The 20562-nt window shown below is 38.6% G+C and carries 18 protein-coding genes, 6 pseudogenes and 1 other annotated feature; of the genes and pseudogenes, 9 read left to right on the top strand and 15 right to left on the bottom strand.

The genetic code is table 11. The features are described 5' to 3' along the window. Nucleotides 1-580: 580 nt before the first annotated feature. Entirely contained in the window at nucleotides 581-802 is a 222-nt protein-coding gene (locus tag KTI79_RS18670; protein ID WP_000627021.1) for a helix-turn-helix domain-containing protein, read from the bottom strand. A 194-nt stretch (nucleotides 803-996) separates the two neighbouring features. Here KTI79_RS18670 and KTI79_RS18665 point away from each other — a divergent pair, with 194 nt between their 5' ends. Then, complete coding sequence (locus KTI79_RS18665) at nucleotides 997-1248, top strand: hypothetical protein (RefSeq protein ID WP_000937271.1); 252 nt, start codon at nucleotides 997-999, stop codon at nucleotides 1246-1248. Between the two features lie 275 nt (nucleotides 1249-1523). Here the strand turns inward: KTI79_RS18665 and KTI79_RS18660 are convergent. Together KTI79_RS18660 and KTI79_RS18655 are read right to left on the bottom strand one after the other, a co-directional pair. Further along, nucleotides 1524-1745, bottom strand: a pseudogene (locus KTI79_RS18660) (antitoxin HicB). Nucleotides 1746-1778: 33 nt separating this feature from the next. Continuing rightward, nucleotides 1779-2978: a tyrosine-type recombinase/integrase gene (locus KTI79_RS18655; protein ID WP_000059636.1), complete on the bottom strand. Its 1200-nt coding sequence runs from the start codon at nucleotides 2976-2978 to the stop codon at nucleotides 1779-1781. A gap of 299 nt (nucleotides 2979-3277) precedes the next feature. On the opposite strand from KTI79_RS18655, the gene KTI79_RS18650 reads away from it, so the two are divergent. Beyond that, nucleotides 3278-3709 carry a PPC domain-containing protein gene (locus KTI79_RS18650; protein ID WP_000684951.1) on the top strand — a complete coding sequence of 144 codons (432 nt, stop codon included), beginning with the start codon at nucleotides 3278-3280 and terminating at the stop codon, nucleotides 3707-3709. A gap of 410 nt (nucleotides 3710-4119) precedes the next feature. Here the strand turns inward: KTI79_RS18650 and KTI79_RS18645 are convergent, their stop codons facing one another. Beyond that, nucleotides 4120-4758 (bottom strand): glutathione S-transferase family protein, encoded by a 639-nt coding sequence (locus KTI79_RS18645; protein WP_000593330.1) that lies wholly within the window; start codon nucleotides 4756-4758, stop codon nucleotides 4120-4122. Between the two features lie 16 nt (nucleotides 4759-4774). After that, a complete protein-coding gene (locus tag KTI79_RS18640) occupies nucleotides 4775-5794 on the bottom strand; it encodes an NADP-dependent oxidoreductase (RefSeq protein WP_032056228.1) in 1020 nt (339 codons plus the stop codon). Between the two features lie 143 nt (nucleotides 5795-5937). Here KTI79_RS18640 and KTI79_RS18635 point away from each other — a divergent pair, with 143 nt between their 5' ends. Together KTI79_RS18635 and KTI79_RS18630 are read left to right on the top strand one after the other, a co-directional pair. Continuing rightward, nucleotides 5938-6546: a TetR/AcrR family transcriptional regulator gene (locus KTI79_RS18635; RefSeq protein ID WP_086375730.1), complete on the top strand. Its 609-nt coding sequence runs from the start codon at nucleotides 5938-5940 to the stop codon at nucleotides 6544-6546. Between the two features lie 104 nt (nucleotides 6547-6650). Next, nucleotides 6651-6881 (top strand): hypothetical protein, encoded by a 231-nt coding sequence (locus KTI79_RS18630; RefSeq protein ID WP_032056230.1) that lies wholly within the window; start codon nucleotides 6651-6653, stop codon nucleotides 6879-6881. A gap of 83 nt (nucleotides 6882-6964) precedes the next feature. Here the strand turns inward: KTI79_RS18630 and KTI79_RS18625 are convergent, their stop codons facing one another. The 3 genes from KTI79_RS18625 to KTI79_RS18615 all read right to left on the bottom strand — a co-directional run bounded on the left by KTI79_RS18625 (nucleotide 6965) and on the right by KTI79_RS18615 (nucleotide 10214). After that, a complete protein-coding gene (locus KTI79_RS18625) occupies nucleotides 6965-8092 on the bottom strand; it encodes an alkene reductase (protein WP_032056232.1) in 1128 nt (375 codons plus the stop codon). Nucleotides 8093-8293: 201 nt separating this feature from the next. After that, entirely contained in the window at nucleotides 8294-8971 is a 678-nt protein-coding gene (locus KTI79_RS18620; protein WP_032056234.1) for a type 1 glutamine amidotransferase domain-containing protein, read from the bottom strand. Nucleotides 8972-9056: 85 nt separating this feature from the next. Beyond that, the gene (locus tag KTI79_RS18615) at nucleotides 9057-10214 is read right to left on the bottom strand and encodes an iron-containing alcohol dehydrogenase (protein WP_032056235.1); all 1158 of its coding nucleotides are present in this window, start codon (nucleotides 10212-10214) and stop codon (nucleotides 9057-9059) included. Nucleotides 10215-10399: 185 nt separating this feature from the next. Here KTI79_RS18615 and KTI79_RS18610 point away from each other — a divergent pair. Further along, nucleotides 10400-10724 (top strand): annotated as a pseudogene (locus KTI79_RS18610) (IS3 family transposase); the annotation flags it as partial. A 73-nt stretch (nucleotides 10725-10797) separates the two neighbouring features. Here the strand turns inward: KTI79_RS18610 and KTI79_RS18605 are convergent. From KTI79_RS18605 to KTI79_RS18585, 6 genes and pseudogenes are all read right to left on the bottom strand, one after another. Then, the gene (locus tag KTI79_RS18605; protein ID WP_032056236.1) at nucleotides 10798-11112 is read right to left on the bottom strand and encodes a putative quinol monooxygenase; all 315 of its coding nucleotides are present in this window, start codon (nucleotides 11110-11112) and stop codon (nucleotides 10798-10800) included. 333 nt (nucleotides 11113-11445) lie between these two features. Then, entirely contained in the window at nucleotides 11446-12276 is an 831-nt protein-coding gene (gene fghA, locus KTI79_RS18600; protein WP_032056237.1) for an S-formylglutathione hydrolase, read from the bottom strand. Nucleotides 12277-12504: 228 nt separating this feature from the next. Then, complete coding sequence (locus KTI79_RS18595; protein WP_032056238.1) at nucleotides 12505-13617, bottom strand: S-(hydroxymethyl)glutathione dehydrogenase/class III alcohol dehydrogenase; 1113 nt, start codon at nucleotides 13615-13617, stop codon at nucleotides 12505-12507. A gap of 21 nt (nucleotides 13618-13638) precedes the next feature. Beyond that, entirely contained in the window at nucleotides 13639-13914 is a 276-nt protein-coding gene (locus tag KTI79_RS18590; RefSeq protein ID WP_001133624.1) for a metal/formaldehyde-sensitive transcriptional repressor, read from the bottom strand. Nucleotides 13915-14182: 268 nt separating this feature from the next. Further along, nucleotides 14183-14333: pseudogene (locus KTI79_RS19200) on the bottom strand (RNA-guided endonuclease TnpB family protein); the annotation flags it as partial. Between the two features lie 14 nt (nucleotides 14334-14347). Beyond that, nucleotides 14348-14572, bottom strand: a pseudogene (locus KTI79_RS18585) (IS1 family transposase); the annotation flags it as partial. 75 nt (nucleotides 14573-14647) lie between these two features. Here KTI79_RS18585 and KTI79_RS18580 point away from each other — a divergent pair. The 4 genes and pseudogenes from KTI79_RS18580 to KTI79_RS18565 all read left to right on the top strand — a co-directional run bounded on the left by KTI79_RS18580 (nucleotide 14648) and on the right by KTI79_RS18565 (nucleotide 19975). Beyond that, a pseudogene (locus KTI79_RS18580) lies at nucleotides 14648-15867 on the top strand (IS3 family transposase). After that, nucleotides 14923-15039 (top strand) — a sequence feature (AL1L pseudoknot). It overlaps the preceding pseudogene by 117 nt. A 39-nt stretch (nucleotides 15868-15906) precedes the next feature. Then, nucleotides 15907-16524, top strand: a complete 618-nt coding sequence (locus KTI79_RS18575) for a cation:proton antiporter (protein ID WP_079263707.1) — start codon at nucleotides 15907-15909, stop codon at nucleotides 16522-16524. Further along, nucleotides 16457-17161: an IS6 family transposase gene (locus tag KTI79_RS18570; RefSeq protein ID WP_032056240.1), complete on the top strand. Its 705-nt coding sequence runs from the start codon at nucleotides 16457-16459 to the stop codon at nucleotides 17159-17161. The genes KTI79_RS18575 and KTI79_RS18570 overlap by 68 nt, the downstream gene beginning before the upstream one ends. A gap of 1650 nt (nucleotides 17162-18811) precedes the next feature. Next, the gene (locus tag KTI79_RS18565; protein WP_001202406.1) at nucleotides 18812-19975 is read left to right on the top strand and encodes a zinc-dependent alcohol dehydrogenase; all 1164 of its coding nucleotides are present in this window, start codon (nucleotides 18812-18814) and stop codon (nucleotides 19973-19975) included. A 133-nt stretch (nucleotides 19976-20108) separates the two neighbouring features. Here KTI79_RS18565 and KTI79_RS18560 read toward each other — a convergent pair. Further along, nucleotides 20109-20562: pseudogene (locus KTI79_RS18560) on the bottom strand (IS5 family transposase); the annotation flags it as partial.

Raw genomic sequence — 20562 nt, 5'->3', positions numbered from 1 at the left:
ACTTAGGCAGACCACATACCCGAGTTGTCACTTAAATTTGAGTAGATATGAGAAGTCTTAACTTTTAAATCTTTGTGTAACAAAGCCATTTAGAATTAGAAATCCCAAAGCAATCATAGAGTCCTTGAGCTAAAATATATTGGACTCTCTGCGAACCTCAAATGAGGTTCAGCTATTCGATGGATTGCGGACATCTATCGAACGTTCGATCTCAAACACTATGACGTCAAGATCGGGTACTTAAAATTATCAAAATGATAAAAAGAAGAAATTTAAATGGTTAAATGAAAAATCATGTAAAAAGACTAAAAATCTTGCAATAAGTACAAGGGCAACGTAAGATCAGCAGTGAAGTCATTTTAAATTCCTTGTACTGCAATTTGCATTACATGGAACAAACCCACAATAGTTACCGCTATTGTGGGTCATTAGCCCTCTTCTTGATTAAGTTATAAGAAAAAAACCTCTATCATTCGATTGATTCTTTTATATAAATAATAAAGTAAATCTCTGTTTTCGATGAAATTTTATAAAGTTCAGTATTAGACCTGTAGAGAAAACTTATCAAAAGAAGTATTGGTTAATCTTTTTCTTCAACTTCTTCCTTAAACTCAAACAAATCATTCATCGTACAGTTAAAGTATTTACATAACTTATCAGCGACTGGCAATTCGATACGTATAGCACGGTCATAATACATACTTGTCAGCGTATTACGATTGATTCCTGTCGCATGCACCACTTCACTTAATTTTAAAATTTTTCTATCGCCCATGAGGCTAGATAACTTACAAGTAATCATATTTAAATTAATTTACAAAAAATAACTTGCTGTGGGTTATTTGAAGTTGTTGCCTGAGTAATACTTTGCTAAAATTAACCTACAGCAGGTTATTACAACTTATAGAAAGTATATTTTATCCATTTCAATTAAATTATAACTTTTTAAATATAAGGATTGAACCTGCATTAGATTTTTTTGTGGAGATGACCGCCGTGTTACCAAATGAGTTATTAATCAGCCAGCAAGCTCGTGACTTAGGAAATCAATTAATTAAAGAAATGAACATCAATAGAAGTTATGGATTGGCTAATTTTCTTGGAGTAAATACTTGCTATGATAATCATCAGGCTGTACTTATTTGGACATTTCAACTGCTAGAAAGAGAACCTGCCTTAAATGAATTAGCAGAAATTAAAAAATATTTTCTTTTAATCTTTCCAGATAGTGTTTATCAATTAGCCTAAGTTATTTTTAAAAATTATTTTTTTATATAAAAACACTAAATCAAAGAAAACTTTCTTTTAAAATACCTATTAATTCAAATTCATACGATTTACAGAATATATGAAGCATAAATTCTTGTTCCTGCTTTATCACTCACTCCTACTAGACTTTAGTAAAGACTAAAATTACATAGCTCTTTTTACTGATACTAAACGATTCATGCCCACACTACGTTCTGCAGCTTCGAGGGCAAGTTATTGTTGAACCACTGAGAACAAGGACAATAAATTGCCTACTATATTTTTCCGGAGAGTGGTGTAGGAACTTTTTCATTATTGCTAATCATATCAGCGACAATATCAGCAACGAGCTCCTCTATTCCTGAGAATGCTTTAGACTGATCCGCATCATGCTAAGACAATGATGGAAACTCAGCACATAACCCAACATACCCATTATCTTCAGCTGACCATTTAACACGGTAAGTATATTGTTTACTATTCATTTGACACCCCATCATGTTTTAAGTTTATGTATAAAAGTACGATTTTCACTTACTAGTACTTAAATAATCACCCCACCACTGCATCATTTCAGTCCGTTGAGCTAAATAGTCAGCGTGATTATAGCTGGCACGGGTACGGTTCTTATCAATATGTGAAAGTTGTGCCTCAATCCAATTATCTTGGAACAAACCTGAGTCATTCAAAATGGTACTAAAAGTAGAACGTAATCCATGAGAAGATAGTTGATGTTTGCCATACCCCATCTTACGTATGGCCATATTTAGAGTATTAAAATGAATCGGTTGATTGTGTTTGCGAGGGCTAGCAAAAAGGTATTTTTCACCGTATGACCACTGCATGACGTCTTTCAAAATCTCTAAAGCCTGATTTGAAAGTGGAACTAAAAAATCTGGAATCTCATGGCCTAATATAACTTTTCGTCGAAACTGTTTAATATGCAAGGCAGGTATTTTCCAGATTTTTTCATTTAAATCAAAATGATGAGGCTCAGCCAATAACAATTCGGCCCCTCTCACGCCAGTATGTAATTTGAACATCAGTGCTTTTTTAATAATGGGATGGGCATCCAATTTTTGTAATTTATTCTTAAAATCAGATATTTCCTCCGCTTTCAAATACGGATAATTTTTCTTGATTTTGCTGTTAATGGTGATTTTATTTAAACCATGAGCGATGTTGAACTCACAATAACCCATCGCTACAGCGTAGTCATAAATTTGGTTCAAATAACTACAAGCTTTTTTGACAGGTTCTTTTACTTGGCGTCCCTCTATTTTTTTGATTACTGAAACCAGGTCATAGCGCTTGATGTTTTGAAAAGGTAAATCCTGAAGGTCTGGATAAATATCTTGCTGTAAGCATCTTTCTGCTAACTGTAGTACACCACAGCGGGGTAGATCGTTGAAGGCATTCTTCAGTTTGAACTGTAACCACTCCTCCCCGACCTTACCAAAGGTGATAAGATTAGAGGCAGTATCATGTTCAAAACAGAAATTATTGTCTTTAAAGTCATCTCTGACTTGTCGTGCCTTTTTCAGCGATAAATCAGGATAAAGACCTAACTGAATGCGTCGACGTTTTTTAGTTTGTGGATCTGTATAGCGATAGCACCAAGATTTTCTTCCACTCGGCTCAATCTTCAGGCTAAGCCCATCTTCATCGGATAAAAAACAGGTTTTTTCCTTGCAATGAGCTTGGCGAACTTTAATATCAGTAAGACTCATGGAATTTAAATGAAACCTAATAAGGGGTTGATTGGATCAATTATATCAAAATAGAACGCTTTATATATGATGCGTATGATACGCATCATATATTTTTATAAGTATTTGTTAAATAAACTTTATATCTAGATTGGCTATTCCTTAGTGACCAATTAATTAACCATTGATTTCGCAAGTCTTAAATTAGCATTTGAAGTGCAACTCTATGTTATGACTATTCACAGTTCTGTTCCATGATTCATGGTTACTTATTACTTATGTTACTATGTCAGGGGCGATACAAGAATTAAGGTAACCTTATGAAAATAGCGAATACGAAATTACTAGCTGGTGCTTTTATGGCCCTAACTTTAACTATGCTTAGCCCAGCCGTACTTGCAAATGATAACAATGATATACGAAAGACTGTTGTAGTTAAGTTTGCAAAAAAAGCTTACTCTGCAAATTATTACGGAAGGATAGAGGGATACAAGTATGATTCCTACAAATTTTATGCTAAAAAAGGGCAAAAGTTAAAAGTGAAGTTGACTGGAGGAAATGTTGAAGCTTACTTATGGGGTAATCAATTAAAAGACTCCATCAATATTGGAGAATATTCTCCAGAGCTTGATGATAATGGTATTTATATTTTACCTGCTTCAGGTGAGTATGAAATTAGAGTATTACAACCTAGATCACAGGCAAGAAAAGATAAAAAACCTCAATACTGGATGAGTATTAACATTAAATAAAGACTTGCTAGATTCTTTTAAGCTTTTATACGAGGGTTCAAAAACTATTGCCAGTTAAGCGGGGCGTGATTTTTACGCATATGTGTTTATGTTATTAAAATGATATAGATTACTTGTTTAATACCCCAAGGAATAATTTAATCTTGCTGTGCGTTAGTCACTTTTCTTTCAAAAGTTGATTATATCTTTCAACGTAACCGTCGTGATATTCAAGCTCTTTTGATAGGAATTTGCAGTGAAAGAATAGGCGAAACTTGTCTTAAATAATGGTAATTCCTTATCTTTAAAATAGAGAACGCCCGATGAAATTCATTAGGCGTTTACTTTAAATAAGTGTCAGGTTATTTTATAATCATATGTACTTGTCAATCATGATTCTTTTTCTCAATTGCGTTAAAAAAACAATTTTGCTATTTTTGACTTTTCACACCATTTTGTTCAATTTGTACTGCGACTTGCCAGCTAGGTAGTTGGCTTAAACCTGCTACATAACGTTGGATATGGGGATAATTTTCACCTTGTCCCATATGATAAACTAAAGCATGTAGTCCAAAGCCCATCATAAAGTCAGCACCGGTTAAACGGTCTGCCACTAGAAATTCTTTATCTTTTAAATATTCATTTAAATGGCCAAATACCTTATCGAACTCAACTTGAGTATAATTTTCTAGAAATACCAACTTCGTGCCTTGCTTGGTTTCTATCGCATTAAACGTTTTTAACAAAAATGGCAGCATGGCAGAGCTTTCTGAGAAATGAATCCACTGTAGATAATCGACATAAGTAGATTCATCCATATCTGGTGCTAAATGCGGCGCAAGTTTCTGAATTAATAACTCAACGATTGCGCCTGACTCTGCAATAACTTTGCCATCCCATTCCAATACTGGAGATTTCCCTAAAGGATGGATGGTTTTTAAAGATTCAGGGGCCAAATGCGTGCTTGAGTCACGATAATAGCGTTTCAGCTCATAGGGCTGCTTGATTTCTTCAAGTAACCACAAAATGCGAAAAGAACGTGATTGATCTAAATGATGTAGTTTAATCATGATAATTCCTATTTTTTTAAATTTTTACAACCACTTTGCCAAAGTTTTCGCCTTTCAACATACCATTGAAAGCATTGATCGTGTTATCTAAACCTTGCACCATATGCTCTTTATATTTGATTTTTCCGTCTTTCAACCATTCAAATATTTGCTGATAGAATTCCGGATACTGACTGCCATAATCATCAAAAATAATAAAGCCTTGCATGCGAATACGCTTTTTTAAAAGGGTGGAAATAAAGCCCGGTAAACGGTCTAGCCCTTGTACTTGCTCGGTAGCGTTATACTGGGAAACCACACCACACACCGGTACACGTGCCGCAGAGTTAAGCAATGGCCATACCGCATCAAACACTTTACCCCCTACATTCTCATAATAAATATCAATACCGTTCGGAACTGCTTGTTGTAATTGTTCTGCAAAATTTTCATCATGATGATTGATACAAGCGTCGAAGCCGAGTTCTTCTACTGCATAACGGCATTTTTCAGGCCCACCTGCGACGCCAACCACGCGACAACCTTTAAGTTTGCCAATCTGTCCAACCGTAGCACCAACAGGTCCCGTTGCAGCTGCAACGACTAAAGTTTCACCGGCTTTAGGCTGACCAATGTCCAACAACCCCATATAAGCAGTAAATCCTGGCATTCCCAAAATACCCAATGCCCAAGATGGATGTTCAGGTTGCATACCTAAGCTTTGACATGCAGTCCCATTAGAAATTGCGTAGCCCTGCCAGCCATTTCCTGAAAGAACCCACTCGCCTTCTTTGAATTTTGGGTTTTTAGAGGCCACTACTTGACTGACTGTTCCACCGACCATCACTTCGCCAATTTCAACCGGTGCTGCATATGAAGGAGCATCGCTCATGCGATCACGCATATAAGGATCGAGTGACAAGTAAATGGTTTTTAACAATATCTCGCCTTGTTTAAGTTCATTGAGCTCAACTTGTTCAATACGAAAATCGCTGTGTTTTGGCTCACCCACTGGCCGTTTAGCTAAAACGATGCGTTGATTAATAACTGTTTTCACACACATAACTCCATGTTTTATTTAGAATTACTTCCCTTCACAATCAAGAATTATGATTAAAATTTCTTTACATCCATTGTAGAGGAGTTATAATAAAAAACAATACGACTGGTCTATTTTTTATAATAGAGTAAATAATTAATATGAAGCCTAATCCTATTAAAAAGTCTGAAGCGAAGCGCTTACACATTCTTAACACCAGTTCAGACCTGATTTTGCATAAAGGTTTTACTGGTGTAGGATTACAGGAAATTTTACAGAGCTGTGAGATCCCCAAAGGCTCGTTTTATCATTATTTCCAATCCAAGGAAGCTTTCGGATGTGAATTGGTAAAGCATTATGTGGATAATTACCAAGTCCGTTTAAATGATGTATGGCGTAGCGATAAATCTCCTTATCAAAAGCTGATTGAGTATTTTAATTTATGGATAGAAGATCCTGAAACACAGTGTGGTTGGGCGGATAGTTGTTTAATTGTGAAACTTGCCGCAGAAGTTGCCGATCTATCTGAAGATATGCGCTCCATTATGTCCGCTGGCGTGGATGATGTAATCGAGCGTATTGCTGGTTTAATTGATTTGGGAAAACAGGATCAGTCTATCCAAGCAGATACTGAGGCCTCGACTTTGGCACAAGTACTTTACCAAATGTGGTTAGGTGCAGCATTATTGAGTAAGTTGCAAAAAGATAAAACACCATTACATCAAGCTCTGAGAGCAACTAAATTTCTATTAAAAAGTGAAGTTTCGTAAAAATTAGATTAAATATCAATTACATAATTAATGACAGCAGCCCAATGATTACTTATTAATGTGTTGCTATTAGATCAATTTACAATCCATGAGTATAGCGCACAATGAATTCTCCTTCTAAAGCCCTCATGACTCGTATTTTAGTCGGATATTTAGGCTTATATCCCACACTATTACTGGTACTCACTTTATTAAAGCCAATTACTCAGCATCAAAGTTTCCCGATGATGGTGTTGATTGAAGTCATAGTATTAGTGCCAGTAACGCAACTGATTTCTTTCCCACTGGCAAGTTGGCTCATTACACGGCTAAAAAATTTTAAGAATTTGTTTTAAGAAGAAATTGTGCTGGCAACAGCAATCCTAAGTCGTTATTTTGCCAACCTTTGTGGTTGGCAAAATAACTCATTAAGTCAATATTAATCTGCGTAAGCTGGATAATCAATATAGCCTTTTTCCGTCCCACCATACATAGTGCTTGCATCTACTGCATTCAATGGCCAGCCATTGGCGATACGATCGGGTAAATCTGGATTCGCAATAAATGGGCGTCCAAATGCAATTAAATCGGCCAGACCTGCCTCTAAAATTCGAGTCCCTCTTTCTGCCGTATATCGACCTGCATAAATAATCCGACCACTGAAAGTGTCTCTGACATCTCTACGAAAATCATGAGGAAGTTCTGGTGCATTATCCCAATCAGCTTCTGCAATCGATAAATAGGCAATCCCAACTTCTTCAAGTATTTTTATGGCTTCAATATAAGTCACATGTGGATCATCTTCAACCAACCCTATGTAAACACGATCTTCCTCTGTACTTTCAAATAGCGGGGCAAAACGCACTCCTAAACGATCTGCACCAACCACCTCAGCAACTGCCTCTACTACTTCACGTAAAAAACGCAAACGATTGTTTAGTGATCCACCATATTCATCTTCACGATGGTTACTATGTGCAGAGATAAATTGATTCACCAAATAACCATTTGCACAATGAATTTCAACCCCATCAAAACCAGCAGCCAAGGCATTGCGTGCTGCTTGAGCATAGAGTTGCACTAATTCTTTAACTTCTGCATTGCTTAAAGCACGTGGCATTGAAGGATCAGCCAAGGTTCCAGCATTAGGCCCGGTCTCAATAAACACTTTAACATTACTATCAGCCCTAATAGCCGAGGGTGCGACCGGTGATGCATGATTGGGTTGCAAAGATGTATGTGAAACACGCCCAACATGCCAAAGTTGTGCAAAAATAATGCCTCCTTTAGCATGCACTGCTTCAGTCACTTTACGCCATCCAGCAATCTGTTCAGGGCTGTAAATACCGGGCGTCCAAGCATAGCCTTGACCACGTGGCTCGATTTGCGTACCTTCGGTGACCATAAATCCTGCCCCGGCACGCTGTTGATAATAGGTTGCCATTAATTCATTTGGAATATTCCCTGGCTGAGTACTGCGCGACCGCGTTAATGGTGGCAATACAATACGGTTTTGCAAAACATAAGGGCCTAAGCTTAAGTTTTGAAAAAGTTTGCTGGCTTTCATTTCATTGTATCCAAGTAATCATGACTTAATTGATCTAAATTAAAAAAATACCCTTCTTTCCTGTATATAGAAAAATAAAGGAAAGAAAGCTATTCACTCAGGCCCTTCACCATTAAGTGAGGGTTATTTTGCTTATTGCGCCCATTGCTCAGAGTCAGAAGTTATTCACTGCTAAGCACCACAACAGACACTAGCTACTCTTTATTTCAACAATTGAAGTAATGCTGTAGCGGTTGCAGCAGAAGAGGCTGGATTTTGTCCAGTAACCAGCAAGCCATCTACTTGAACATGTACTTGCCAATCATCTACTTTAGAATAATGACCACCGTTTTCTTTAAGCATGTCTTCGACTAAAAATGGTACAATTTCAGTCAACCCTACAGCGGCCTCCTCAGTATTAGTGAAACCAGTCACTAATTTACCGCTGACTAAAGGCGCTCCATTACTCGCTTTCACATGACGAAGAACACCTGGGGCATGACACACTGCTGCAACAGGTTTGCCAGACTGAATCGCCTGTTCAATCAGAGAAATTGAAATCGGATCTTCTGCTAAATCCCACAATGGGCCATGCCCGCCTGGATAAAACACTGCATCATAATCAGCTACAGAAATTTCGCTAAGTTTATGCGTCTGTGCCAATGCTTGCCTTGCAGTTGGATCTGCTTCAAAACGATGAGTGGTTTCAGTTTGCGCATCGGCTAAATTACTTTTAGGATCTAGTGGTGGCTGCCCACCTTGAGGCGACGCCAGCGTAACTTCAGCACCAGAGTCAATAAAGGCGTAATACGGTGCAGCAAGTTCTTCTAGCCAGAAACCTGTTTTCTTACCAGTATTGCCAAGTTGATCATGTGAGGTTAAAACGACTAAAATTTTCATGTTATTTCTCCGATAATTTTCAGAATTGAGGAGCATTGTTGCATGATCACTTGCTGTGTGGCATGAGCATGCCAGATACGCTTATTTAGATGCTCGTCGCAAGAATTTGGCGACTGATCTCTAATGAAACATTTTTATGTTCGCCTAGCTGTGTCGGATTGTGTAATTTAAGTTGCGTAATGATGATCTCAATATCTGTCTCGCCCAGTCCATAATCGCTAAGACGAGTCGGCAATCCAAGTTGCTCAAAGAAGGCTCGAGTACGAGCAATAGCAGTATCAATACGTTGTTCTTCATCACCTTCGACAATCTGCCAGACACGAGCTGCATACTGTAGTAATTTTTCTCGCTTCTCTTGACGACGCACTTGTAGATTGGCCGGCAACACAATGGCCAAGGTACGAGCATGATCAATACCATGTAAAGCCGTGAGCTCATGTCCAATCAAATGGGTTGACCAATCTTGTGGTACACCAGCTCCAATCAGCCCATTCAGTGCCATGCTAGCAGCCCACATCAAATTCGCACGCGTGTCATAACCTGCTGAATCTTCCAAGATTTTCGGTCCAATCTCAATCAGAGTTTGCAATAGACCTTCGGCAAAACGATCTTGTACTTGTGCATTCACAGGGTAAGTTAAGTACTGTTCAATGACATGAACAAATGCATCCACCACACCATTAGCCAACTGGCGCGTCGGCAAGCTAAAGGTTTTATTCGGATCTAGTACGGAAAATTGCGGAAAAACATAGGGACTGCTAAATGACAATTTGGCTTGGGTCGATTTTCTGGTTACTACCCCCCCGCTATTCATTTCTGAACCAGTTGCCGGAAGGGTGAGTACACTCGCAAAAGGCAAAGCTTGGGTAATTTTATTACCATGGGTTTCTAAAATCTCCCATGTATCCCCTGTATAATTGACTGCTGCTGCAATAAATTTAGTACCGTCAATTACCGATCCACCACCGACAGCCATCAAGAAATCAATCTTTTGTTCACGAATCAGCTCTACAGCTTTCATGAGGGTTTCATAACTCGGATTCGGCTCAATTCCGCCAAATTCATGAATTTCTCTTGCACCTAATGCTTCACGCACTTCAGCTAAAGTACCATTCTTACGTGCACTTTCACCACCAAACAACATTAATACTTTTGCTTCTGTAGGCACATAGTCATTGATTTTAGCTATTGTATCGCCACCAAAAATAATGCGGGTCGGATTATAAAAGTTAAAATTCAGCATATTTTTATCCTAGGATGATCAGTTAATTGATTTGAAAAACCACCGTTATTCATCAAATAAACTTTTAAAAAATCGGACAACACTACGGCTTTTGCCTACACCATGTGCTAACTATACATAAAAATAGACCAGTCGTCTATTTTTATAAAAATTATTTCAGCTTGCAACTTTAGTGATGGTTAAAAAATTCAGGCTTGTTCTATACCGCTTTTATTATTGATGTATTTTCACGAGCGATTGTTGGATGAAAGGTATCAACACGTATGAATACTGACATGGTCGTGAACGCATTGGCTAAAACAGTGAATGGCTTATACAAAACAGAGGTGATTGAAAATTTAATAGCAGATTGGCACGGTTTAACAGATGTACAAATGCGACACTAAATTACATAGATTGGTTCAATATAAAGCATGTACATAGGTGCATTCGTTTATTTACCCTGTTTTGATATTGACCCATGTAAATGATGAGATTAAGCCATTAAATAAAGTAGCCCAACTTGAATAAAAAGCCTCCGACAAACATCACAGGGTTGAAGTGCTGCCTTTCATTCAAAATTTCAGGCAGCACCCTCATACATTTAAGCGTCGGTATGAGCTGGTAGTTTACTCGCCAAAACATCTACTTTTTCAATAGACGGTGGCTCTGAAAATAGCTCATCGGCCTGAGCCATCAAAGCAGCTGCAACCTTGCCAGATAAATGTGCTTCGCGACCCGCCTCATCAGGAAATGCATCAAAAATACCAAATGTTGTAGGTCCAAGACGTAGGCCAAACCACGCAACTGTCGCAGGTTCTTCCATTACAATAGGTAAACCGGCTTTAAGGAAAGCTTCCACTTCGTCTTCTTTACCAGGTTTAGCTTCAAGGCGGACATATAAAGCTGTTTTAAGCATGACTAAAACTCCACAATTGATTAGAATTAAAACGATTCTGACATTGCTAATGGATGCATGTCAGAAAGTTTTGTTGTATAAAAGTTAAAAAAAATTCCCATAGCTGAGCCAAAATCTGGTTTTTTATTTCGACATAATGCTATGAATTTATTCAAGTTAATCCCATTAACATTTGAATCAAAAAATTAAGATATGAGATGATTAAATTCAATCTTAGTTATATAAGGATCAATTGATTCGTCCTTAGATTTATAAGCTGACCTCTTCATCTGGAAATTATATTGCTCAAGAAGCATTCAAGAACAACATTGTACATCCTCATATCTATGAAAGTTATTTAGCTAGGAATTTGCTGTGAAACTCTATATGTTTCTCTATAAAGCTCGCAATGAAGTAATAGCTATGGTCATACCCTTCTCTTAGGTTAAGTGTAAGAGGATATTCTTGTTCCAAACAAATATCACTAAGCAGCTTAGGCCTTAACTGTTCTTCAAGAAAATCATCAGCTGTTCCCTGATCGACTAAAATAGGTAAATGAACTTCAGCGTTTTTGATTAATTCAATCGCATCATAGCTTTTCCATAAAGTTTCGGTTTCACCTAGGTAGTGTGTGAAAGCCTTTTTCCCCCAAGGTACTTGGCTAGGTGCAACAATTGGTGCAAAAGCAGAAATACTTTTATACAGCTCAGGATTTTTTAACCCAATAACTAATGCACCATGACCACCCATGCTATGCCCCATAATGCTTTGGACTTGGTTGGTCGGAAAATTCAGATCAATCAGATTTCTGAGCTCTTCCACAATATAATCATACATTTTGAAATGCTGTGACCAGGGTGCTTGTGTTGCATTTACATAGAATCCTGCGCCTTGGCCTAAATCGTAATCTGCATGATCTGGTACATCCTCTCCACGTGGGCTGGTATCTGGTGCAACAATAATGACTTTATGTTCAGCCGCATACTTTTGTGCTCCGGCTTTAGTAATAAAGTTCTGTTCGTTGCAAGTCAGTCCTGATAACCAATATAAAACTGGCAACTGCTCATCTTTGTCATGAGGTGGCAGATATATTGAGAATTTCATTGAACAGTTTAGTGCTATTGACTGATGGCGATACACTTCTTGCGATCCACCAAAAGAAGCATGTTTCTCAATTATTTCCATAATCAATTACCTATGTTGAGCAAGACTTCATGAGAAATCGAGTAAACAAAGAGTCTGACATTCTCCACAGAGAATAGTGATAAAGATTTAAAATGTAGGCAGATTTGTTGAACCTATACATGATGGATACATAGATAGATCTGTTTTACAGATGATGTGCCGTTTTAGAGGATTCCATGCATGTCAATCATGATTCACATGCATGGAAAAGTATAAGGTCTGACGGAATTATTCGTAATGAATTACAGTACGAATTGACTTACCTTCATGCATTAGATCAAAGGCTTCATTGATCTGATCCAAGCCCATGGTGTGTGTCACAAATGGTTCTAATTGAATTTTACCTTTCATGGCATCTTCAACCATTCCTGGAAGTTGCGTGCGACCTTTTACGCCACCAAAAGCAGAACCTAACCATTTACGACCAGTAACCAGTTGGAATGGACGGGTAGAGATTTCTTGACCTGCGCCAGCTACCCCAATAATTACGGATTGTCCCCAGCCACGATGTGCACTTTCAAGGGCTGCACGCATCACATTCACGTTACCAATACATTCAAATGAATGATCTACACCCCAGCCAGTCATTTCGACAATGACTTGCTGGATCGGTTTATCGTAGTCTTTAGGGTTCAAGAAGTCCGTTGCACCAAACTCTTTTGCCAGCGCAAATTTATCTGGATTCATGTCAACCACAATAATACGTCCTGCTTTAGCTTGACGTGCGGCTTGTACGACTGCTAGACCAATACCACCTAAACCAAAGACCGCAACACTATCACCTTCTTGTACTTTAGCCGTGTTGTGTACTGCACCGATACCCGTTGTTACACCACAACCTAGTAAGCAGACATGTTCGTGATTGGCTTCAGGATTGATTTTAGCCAATGATACTTCTGCCACTACCGTGTATTCACTGAACGTTGAGCAGCCCATATAGTGGAAAATCGGTTGACCATTGTAGGAAAAACGAGTGGTGCCATCTGGCATTACGCCTCTACCTTGAGTTTCGCGAACGGAAATACACAAGTTCGATTTTCCAGATTTACAGAATACGCACTCGCCACATTCAGCGGTGTAAAGTGGAATTACATGATCACCTGGTTTGACGCTAGTCACGCCTTCACCCACCTCAACTACAACGCCAGCACCTTCATGCCCGAGAATAGCCGGAAAAACACCTTCAGGATCATCGCCAGATAAAGTAAATGCGTCTGTATGACACACACCGGTATGGGAAATCTTGATTAATACTTCACCTTTCTTCGGTGGTGCAACATCAACTTCAACAATTTGAAGAGGTTGACCAGGACCAAACGCAACGGCAGCACGTGACTTCATGGAATAATTCCTTATACAGATCTATTTTAAATATGATTTTAGAATCTTGGCGATTTCAGCCAATTCTTCTTTTCGTTGTTGTTCTGTGGTTTCACCTGATACTAAAGTGTCCTTTAAATGAACCTCTAACATCTCATTCATTAGACCATTAATAGCACCACGCACAGAGCATATTTGTTGCAGAATCGCACCACATTCCACATTGTCTTCTAGCGCTTTTTCAATCGCTTGTGTCTGACCTTTGATCTTTCTGACGCGTAGAAGAATCTTTTTTTTGTCTTCGACCTGATTAGGCATCAGACCTCCTTATTTGCTAGCATTGATACTATAGTACCCCATAGTATAAAAAAGAACAATATTTTTTATAAACCTTAAAAATTTAGGTAGTGTTTCAAAAAGTATGCTGAGATTAAATGAAGTCACTATTGGCTCTGCAACTGGATGCTATAATTAACTTTCCGAATCTTTACAATAGCTTATAAAATTAAACTTCTAACATACTCCCCCCACTTTCAACTAACTCTTTACGAAACATGTTTCTCAGGGATTTTAAAAGCAAAAGCTCTTAGGCGACTTCCTCACGGATTTAGGCATGCTTTCTGCTTCACAAAGCGACCTTTACCGCATCTTTCCTCCACAGACAAAGTGGTATGTCCTACCGCTAGAATATTGCGAGAAGCATTAATATCCGTATTCTTGCTAAAGCCACACTCAATACTGAACTAACACATCTAATCCGATACCTTATTTTGCAATTATTTCCCTCAATACCTATAGTGAAAAACTTACCAATACTTTGCTGACAGTCTTTAAATGCAGTGATAAAACTATCCCATTGATTACTTGAAATTCGGGTATAGTGAATACTTAACTGTTTCAACTTTTCCTTTAGTCGTTGGACTATAGCTATATCTCTTTTACCCCAAACATAAGTAACAATTTCTCCTGTTTTTTTCAGCACATATCACTTTTCAAAGTAGTGAACCGTACCGGGTTTGTCGGAGAGTCAATATTCTGAGAGACTATCCCGATGACAAAATTAAAATATACCCCTGAAATCAGAGAAAGAGCGGTTCAATTATTGATTGAATCTGAAAAAGATTATCCATCGAATTGGGCTGCGATCACCGCTATTGCTCCCAAGATAGGTTGTAGTCCTGAAACACTACGTGTTTGGTATCAAAAATATTTAGATAAACAAAATCCAGTTAAAGTACAGCAGCTTTCAGACCAAGAACGTATCAAACAACTCGAACGCGAAAATAAAGAACTGCAACGCGCCAATGAGATTCTACGTAAAGCAGCCGCTTTTTTCGCCCAGGCGGAGCTCGACCGCCCACACAAATAATGGTGGATTTTATCCATAATAATAAACAGCTGTACGGAGTCGAGGCGATTTGTAGAATTTTACCGATCGCACCTTCAACCTATTACCGGACTTTAGATCTCACAGTAAATCCAGAACATCGAGCGAAACGAGATTTACATGACTTGCATCATGCTGAGGAGATCAAGCGAATTTGGAAAGAAAGTTCAGGTCGATACGGTGTGCGTAAGGTCTGGCAACAACTGAAACGTGAAGGCTATGTGATTGCACGTTGTACAGTTGCTCGATTGATGCAGAAGCTAGGTATACAAGGTGTTTGGCGTGGTAAGAATAAACAAACTACCCGTAGCCGAGATGACCAAAAACGGGCAGATGATTTAGTGAAACGTAATTTTAGTGCTGATCATCCAAACCAACTATGGGTCGGTGACTTTACGTATATTCAAACTCATTCAGGCTGGGTCTATACCGCCTTTATTATTGATGTGTTTTCACGAGCAATTGTTGGATGGAAAGTATCTACACGGATGAATACAGATATGGTGCTCGATGCATTGGAGCAAGCATTGCATGATCGAGGCATGCCAAAGAATGTGATTCATCATTCCGACAGAGGTGTGCAATATCTTTCCATTCGCTATACCAATCGTTTAGAAGCAGCAAATTTACGAGCATCAGTCGGTACGACAGGCGATTCATACGATAATGCTTTGGCTGAAACGGTGAATGGCTTATACAAAACATAGGTGATTGAATATCTAAAAGCAGTTTGGCAAGGTTTAGCAGATGTACAACTTGCGACACTAAACTGGGTAGATTGGTTCAATAAAAAGCGTGTACACAGTGCACTGGGTTATGTATCGCCTTTTGAGTTTGAAGCAATGTACTATGATAAGATTAACCCGTTAGGTCAGGTGGCCTAACTTAAATAAAAAAGTCTCCGACAAACCCGGTACGTTTCAATCAGCCTTCTATCCCCTGTCATATTGCTCACGGCTGCAGTGATCGCAGTCCCCTTAATCAAGCGCCTAGGATTAAACTCGGTATTGGGATATTTAATTGCAGGATTAATTATTGGTCCATTTGGACTGGCATTTTTCTACGATTCTGCGTCTATTCTGCATATCGCTGAGCTTGGTATTGTGATGTATCTGTTTGTGATTGGACTAGAAATGCGTCCATCGTATTTATGGAGTTTAAGAAAAGAAATTTTTGGATTAGGTACATTACAAATTAGTGCCTGTTCATTGGGGCTAACGGCTGTAGGCTTGGTCTATGGCTATTCTTGGCAAGTGAGTTTTGTGTGTGCTGCAGGCTTTGTACTCACCTCGACTGCAATTGTAATGCAACTTTTGGGAGATCGTGGAGACATTGCTCAACCACGCGGACAAAAAATTGTCTCGATTCTGCTGTTTGAAGACTTGTTGATTGTCCCTTTATTGGCAATTGTGGCACTGTTGCAAATAGCTGCTGATGGTAAGCTAAATACTCTTTTAGCTAAAGGATCAGCAGATGAATGCTTTCCATGGTCGTCATTTTCAGGGCGAAATCATTCTTTGGGCCGTCCGTTGGTACTGTAAATATGGCATCAGCTATCGTGAACTTCAGGAAATGCTCGCTGAACGGGGAGTAAATGTCGATCACACCACGATTTATCGTTGGGTTCAGCGTTATGCTCCTGAAATGGAAAAACGTTTACGTTGGTATTGGCGTAATCCTAAAGATCGACATTTATGGCATCTGGATGAAATTTACGTAAAAGTGAATGGCAAATGGGCATATCTATACCGAGCAGTTGACCAACGTGGCCATACTCTTGATTTCTATCTTTCTGCTAGACGAAATACCCATTCAGCTTATTGTTTTCTTGGTAAGATTTTGAATCATGTCAAAAAATGGCAGATTCCACGAGTCATAAACACTGATAAGGCTCATACCTATGGCCGTGCTTTGTCGCGACTAAAACACGAAGGAAAGTGTCCTGAAGATCTGGAGCATCGACAGATTAAATACAAGAATAACGTGATTGAATGTGATCATGGCAAGCTTAAACGGATCATCAAGGCTACGTTGGGATTCAAGTCTATGAAAACGGCTTATGCCACAATTAAAGGTATTGAGGTTATGCGTGCTCTACGCAAAGCACAAGCTTCATTATTTTATAACGGTAATATTCTAGGAGAAGTTTGGCTAGTAAATAAAGTTTTCGGTCTCTAAGCTTTTTTGAAGGGAAAATCATCGACTCAGATCCCTATTTGCAACAGTGCCGAACCGAGCGAGTATCTACGAGCGATCAACTGGCATTAAAATTTTGCCCCTACCTTTTCTCTGATTACAAGCTCTCTTATGGTGTTCTTTTTGGCAATATTCCTGTATGTACCAAGCAAAGATGAACTAGACGAACATAGAGTTGATATGACTATACTTAAAAATATCCGCTACAAATCAAAGAGTGTGATGGAAAAATATTAATCAGAATTATGACTAAAAAGCTGTGTACTTATTTGAACCGAATAACATTAAAGAAAAAACCTATGACTGGTGCCTAATCGACCCTAAAAAATATCAGGTGAGTGGTACTTTACTTATTTTTTATCATTACTAATGAGATCACCGCCTCGCAAAATAACTCGACTTTGAAACAAGGCTTAATCATACTTCAAAGTATCGAGTTAAAATGCTAATATTCATTAAGTTATTTCTAAGTGGAGGCAGAAAAATGAAGATCAAAATAATCTGTCTCATCACAATGATAATTGTATTAGCCTTAGCCGTTAAGATAGAAAATGACAAGGAAAAACAAAGGATTCATGAATCAATTATAAGTGATTAAACCATTTAAGCGCGTTAACTTCATATCTGATCCATTTCTTGACTAATCATAATTGTAAAAAATATGAAATGAAAAAGACCTTAGAGGGCAAACGAGAGCGTTTTAAGGCATTAAAAAACCCACAGAAGTGGGCCAAATCATTATTTCATGCTGAAACAATAGTTTTTACTAACCTCTGAGGGAATGGAACAACTAGTTAGCATATTTATTATAAATGCAATATGAATCAAAATGTTTAAAAGATGTATCTAAAAGGCTTCTTTATCATTTTTTTGTTTAAAAAATATTTGCCGAGCGAAGCAATAGCATAAAAAAAAGCCCACTCAAGGAAAGTGAGGTGGGCTTATAAACTAAAGATCTTTGAAAGCCAACAAGAAACCACAGCTAGTTTCTGTTCACTATTTTGTGTACTAATCAAATAATATTCAGTGGCAAAATACGCCAAATACTAAAATATTGTTAAATAAATCAAATTTTTAGAGCTGAAATCTACGATATTTATTTACAGAGTATAACGATTAAAGTAATAACTCTTTCTAAAAATAAGGAGGTTTGGAAAAATCTTATAGTTACCTTGATAATATCCACTCTCATTAGCTTCCTTATTTTATGCACTATAAATTTTTTATTTGGACATGGCATATATATTCCGTGGAGTGACCATAGCCATTGGACAGAGATATTAAGTATAGAAATAATACTCATGAGTTTAGTAATAGGGGGAGTTAGTACCTCTATGATTATGTTAGGGACATTTATTTCTAAAAATAATAGATAGCACAGAATTAACAATCTATAAGTTATAGAAATTACTAGATGTTTCTTTAATTCTGTTCTTTTCTATTCATTCGACACATAAGGTCACGAATTACGTAAACCCTATATAAGTTTATTTTTTAAACACTCGGATGTCTTATTTCATACATTAATTTACAGCGATTTCTTGGTGCATAAGGCTCTAATAAAAGTGTTTTTTATTTTTGGCAGCCTTGATACGAGTCTGTTTAATGTTGAACTAGAAAGAGGAAATCCGCATGCGTGCTCTTACCTATCATGGTGCTCGGGATGTACGAGTTGAATCCGTTCCAGATCCAGTGATTCAGGAACCAGATGACGTCATTTTAAGGGTGACAGCGACTGCCATCTGTGGCTCAGATCTGCACCTATACCGGGGTAAAATTCCGGCCACTGAAGATGGCGATATTTTCGGCCATGAATTTATGGGAATTGTAGAAGAAGTCGGCCCTGAAGTCACAGAAGTCAAAAAAGGCGACCGGGTAATTATTCCTTTCGTGATTGCATGTGGTCACTGTTTTTTCTGTGAACATGAACTAATGGCTGCCTGTGAAAATACCAATACCGGCCGTGGTGCAATTCTCAATAAAAAACAGATTCCACCAGGGGCAGCTTTATTTGGCTTTAGCCATCTGTATGGTGGTATACCGGGTGGTCAGGCTGAATATGTACGGATTCCCAAGGGCAATATCGGACCATTTAAAGTGCCAGGTTCCCTGCCTGATGAAAAAGTATTATTCCTGACTGATATTCTGCCAACCGCCTGGCAAGCAGTGAACAATGCCCAAGTTGGTCGAGGTTCCAGTGTGGCGATTTATGGTGCTGGCCCAGTCGGTCTGCTGGCTGCTGCCTGTGCGCGGATGCTCGGTGCCGAGCAAATTTTTATGGTCGATCACCATCCTTATCGTCTGAGTTTCGCACATCAAACCTATGGGGTGATTCCGGTCAATTTTGATGAAGTCGATGCCGCTGAATTTATCATTCAAAATACCACGGGTTATCGTGGAGTCGATGCCGTCATTGATGCGGTCGGTTTTGAAGCCAAAGGCAGCATGCTGGAAACTGTAATGACTAACCTGAAATTAGAAGGTTCGAGTGGTTCAGCGTTAAGACAATGTATTGCAGCGGTCCGCCGCGGCGGTGTGGTGAGTGTACCTGGAGTTTATGCCGGTCCAATTCACGGCTTCCTGTTTGGTGATGCCTTTGACAAAGGTTTAACCTTTAAAATGGGACAAACTCATGTGCATAATTACTTGCCGCAGTTGCTAGAACATATCGAAAATGGAGATCTGTCTCCAGATCTGATTATTACCCATCGCATGAAACTGGAAGATGCTGCGGAAGGTTACCGTATTTTTGATAAAAAAGAAGAAGACTGTCGTAAAGTGATTCTGACGCCATAAATATGATTAAAGGAAAGCGCCATCAGGCGCTTTTTTATTTTTTATCATCATTTTATCAATCCTCTTTTTCTTGTTTTTAAGGGCTTTGTTGCACAAAGATTTGAAATGCAAAGCGCCCCTAATTGAGCCAAATTTAAGGCGTAACTTGGGTAAATGGTCGACCTGATTCCGTAAATCTGTTGAGCACTGCTACACGTGCATGAATCTCATTGACTTGGCTATCAAAACTCCTTGCACTGAGTTTATCTCCTAATAATTTGATGCAATGCATCTTAGTTTCAACCAACTTCGCCGATGATAGCCTGACCATTTTTTCCATAGTGTCCTGCCTAAACGTTTAACTGTTCGAAGTAATTCATTTCGTTCTAGCGAGCTACTCTTTGTATCTTTCCATGGTTTCGCATTTTTTCTAGGTGGAATCACCGCATGCGCTTGCCGATCTGCAATTGCAATGACCTGACGGCATTGCTTGGTGTCATAAGCTCCATCGGTATAAACAGAGTCAATCCGCTCATCTTGTGGAATCTGATCGAGTAAATCACCAAGTACCTGTGAATCACTCACATTGTTGGTTGTGAGCTGAACAG

It is taken from the genome of Acinetobacter sp. WU_MDCI_Abxd143 (assembly GCF_025514195.1).
Taxonomy (GTDB): Bacteria; Pseudomonadota; Gammaproteobacteria; order Pseudomonadales; family Moraxellaceae; genus Acinetobacter; species Acinetobacter pittii_H.
This window is presented reverse-complemented; position numbering and strand designations above follow the sequence as displayed.

What these genes read in the sequence shown, in the direction of transcription:
- KTI79_RS18655 (WP_000059636.1), bottom strand. Translation starts at nt 2,978, where the DNA reads ATGAGTCTTACTGATATTAAAGTTCGCCAAGCTCATTGCAAGGAAAAA.
- KTI79_RS18595 (WP_032056238.1), bottom strand. Translation starts at nt 13,617, where the DNA reads ATGAAGTCACGTGCTGCCGTTGCGTTTGGTCCTGGTCAACCTCTTCAA.
- KTI79_RS18565 (WP_001202406.1), top strand. Translation starts at nt 18,812, where the DNA reads ATGCGTGCTCTTACCTATCATGGTGCTCGGGATGTACGAGTTGAATCC.
- KTI79_RS18625 (WP_032056232.1), bottom strand. Translation starts at nt 8,092, where the DNA reads ATGAAAGCCAGCAAACTTTTTCAAAACTTAAGCTTAGGCCCTTATGTT.
- KTI79_RS18635 (WP_086375730.1), top strand. Translation starts at nt 5,938, where the DNA reads ATGAAGCCTAATCCTATTAAAAAGTCTGAAGCGAAGCGCTTACACATT.
- KTI79_RS18650 (WP_000684951.1), top strand. Translation starts at nt 3,278, where the DNA reads ATGAAAATAGCGAATACGAAATTACTAGCTGGTGCTTTTATGGCCCTA.
- KTI79_RS18615 (WP_032056235.1), bottom strand. Translation starts at nt 10,214, where the DNA reads ATGCTGAATTTTAACTTTTATAATCCGACCCGCATTATTTTTGGTGGC.
- KTI79_RS18670 (WP_000627021.1), bottom strand. Translation starts at nt 802, where the DNA reads ATGATTACTTGTAAGTTATCTAGCCTCATGGGCGATAGAAAAATTTTA.
- KTI79_RS18620 (WP_032056234.1), bottom strand. Translation starts at nt 8,971, where the DNA reads ATGAAAATTTTAGTCGTTTTAACCTCACATGATCAACTTGGCAATACT.
- KTI79_RS18630 (WP_032056230.1), top strand. Translation starts at nt 6,651, where the DNA reads ATGAATTCTCCTTCTAAAGCCCTCATGACTCGTATTTTAGTCGGATAT.
- KTI79_RS18645 (WP_000593330.1), bottom strand. Translation starts at nt 4,758, where the DNA reads ATGATTAAACTACATCATTTAGATCAATCACGTTCTTTTCGCATTTTG.
- KTI79_RS18605 (WP_032056236.1), bottom strand. Translation starts at nt 11,112, where the DNA reads ATGCTTAAAACAGCTTTATATGTCCGCCTTGAAGCTAAACCTGGTAAA.
- KTI79_RS18570 (WP_032056240.1), top strand. Translation starts at nt 16,457, where the DNA reads ATGAATGCTTTCCATGGTCGTCATTTTCAGGGCGAAATCATTCTTTGG.
- fghA (WP_032056237.1), bottom strand. Translation starts at nt 12,276, where the DNA reads ATGGAAATAATTGAGAAACATGCTTCTTTTGGTGGATCGCAAGAAGTG.
- KTI79_RS18590 (WP_001133624.1), bottom strand. Translation starts at nt 13,914, where the DNA reads ATGCCTAATCAGGTCGAAGACAAAAAAAAGATTCTTCTACGCGTCAGA.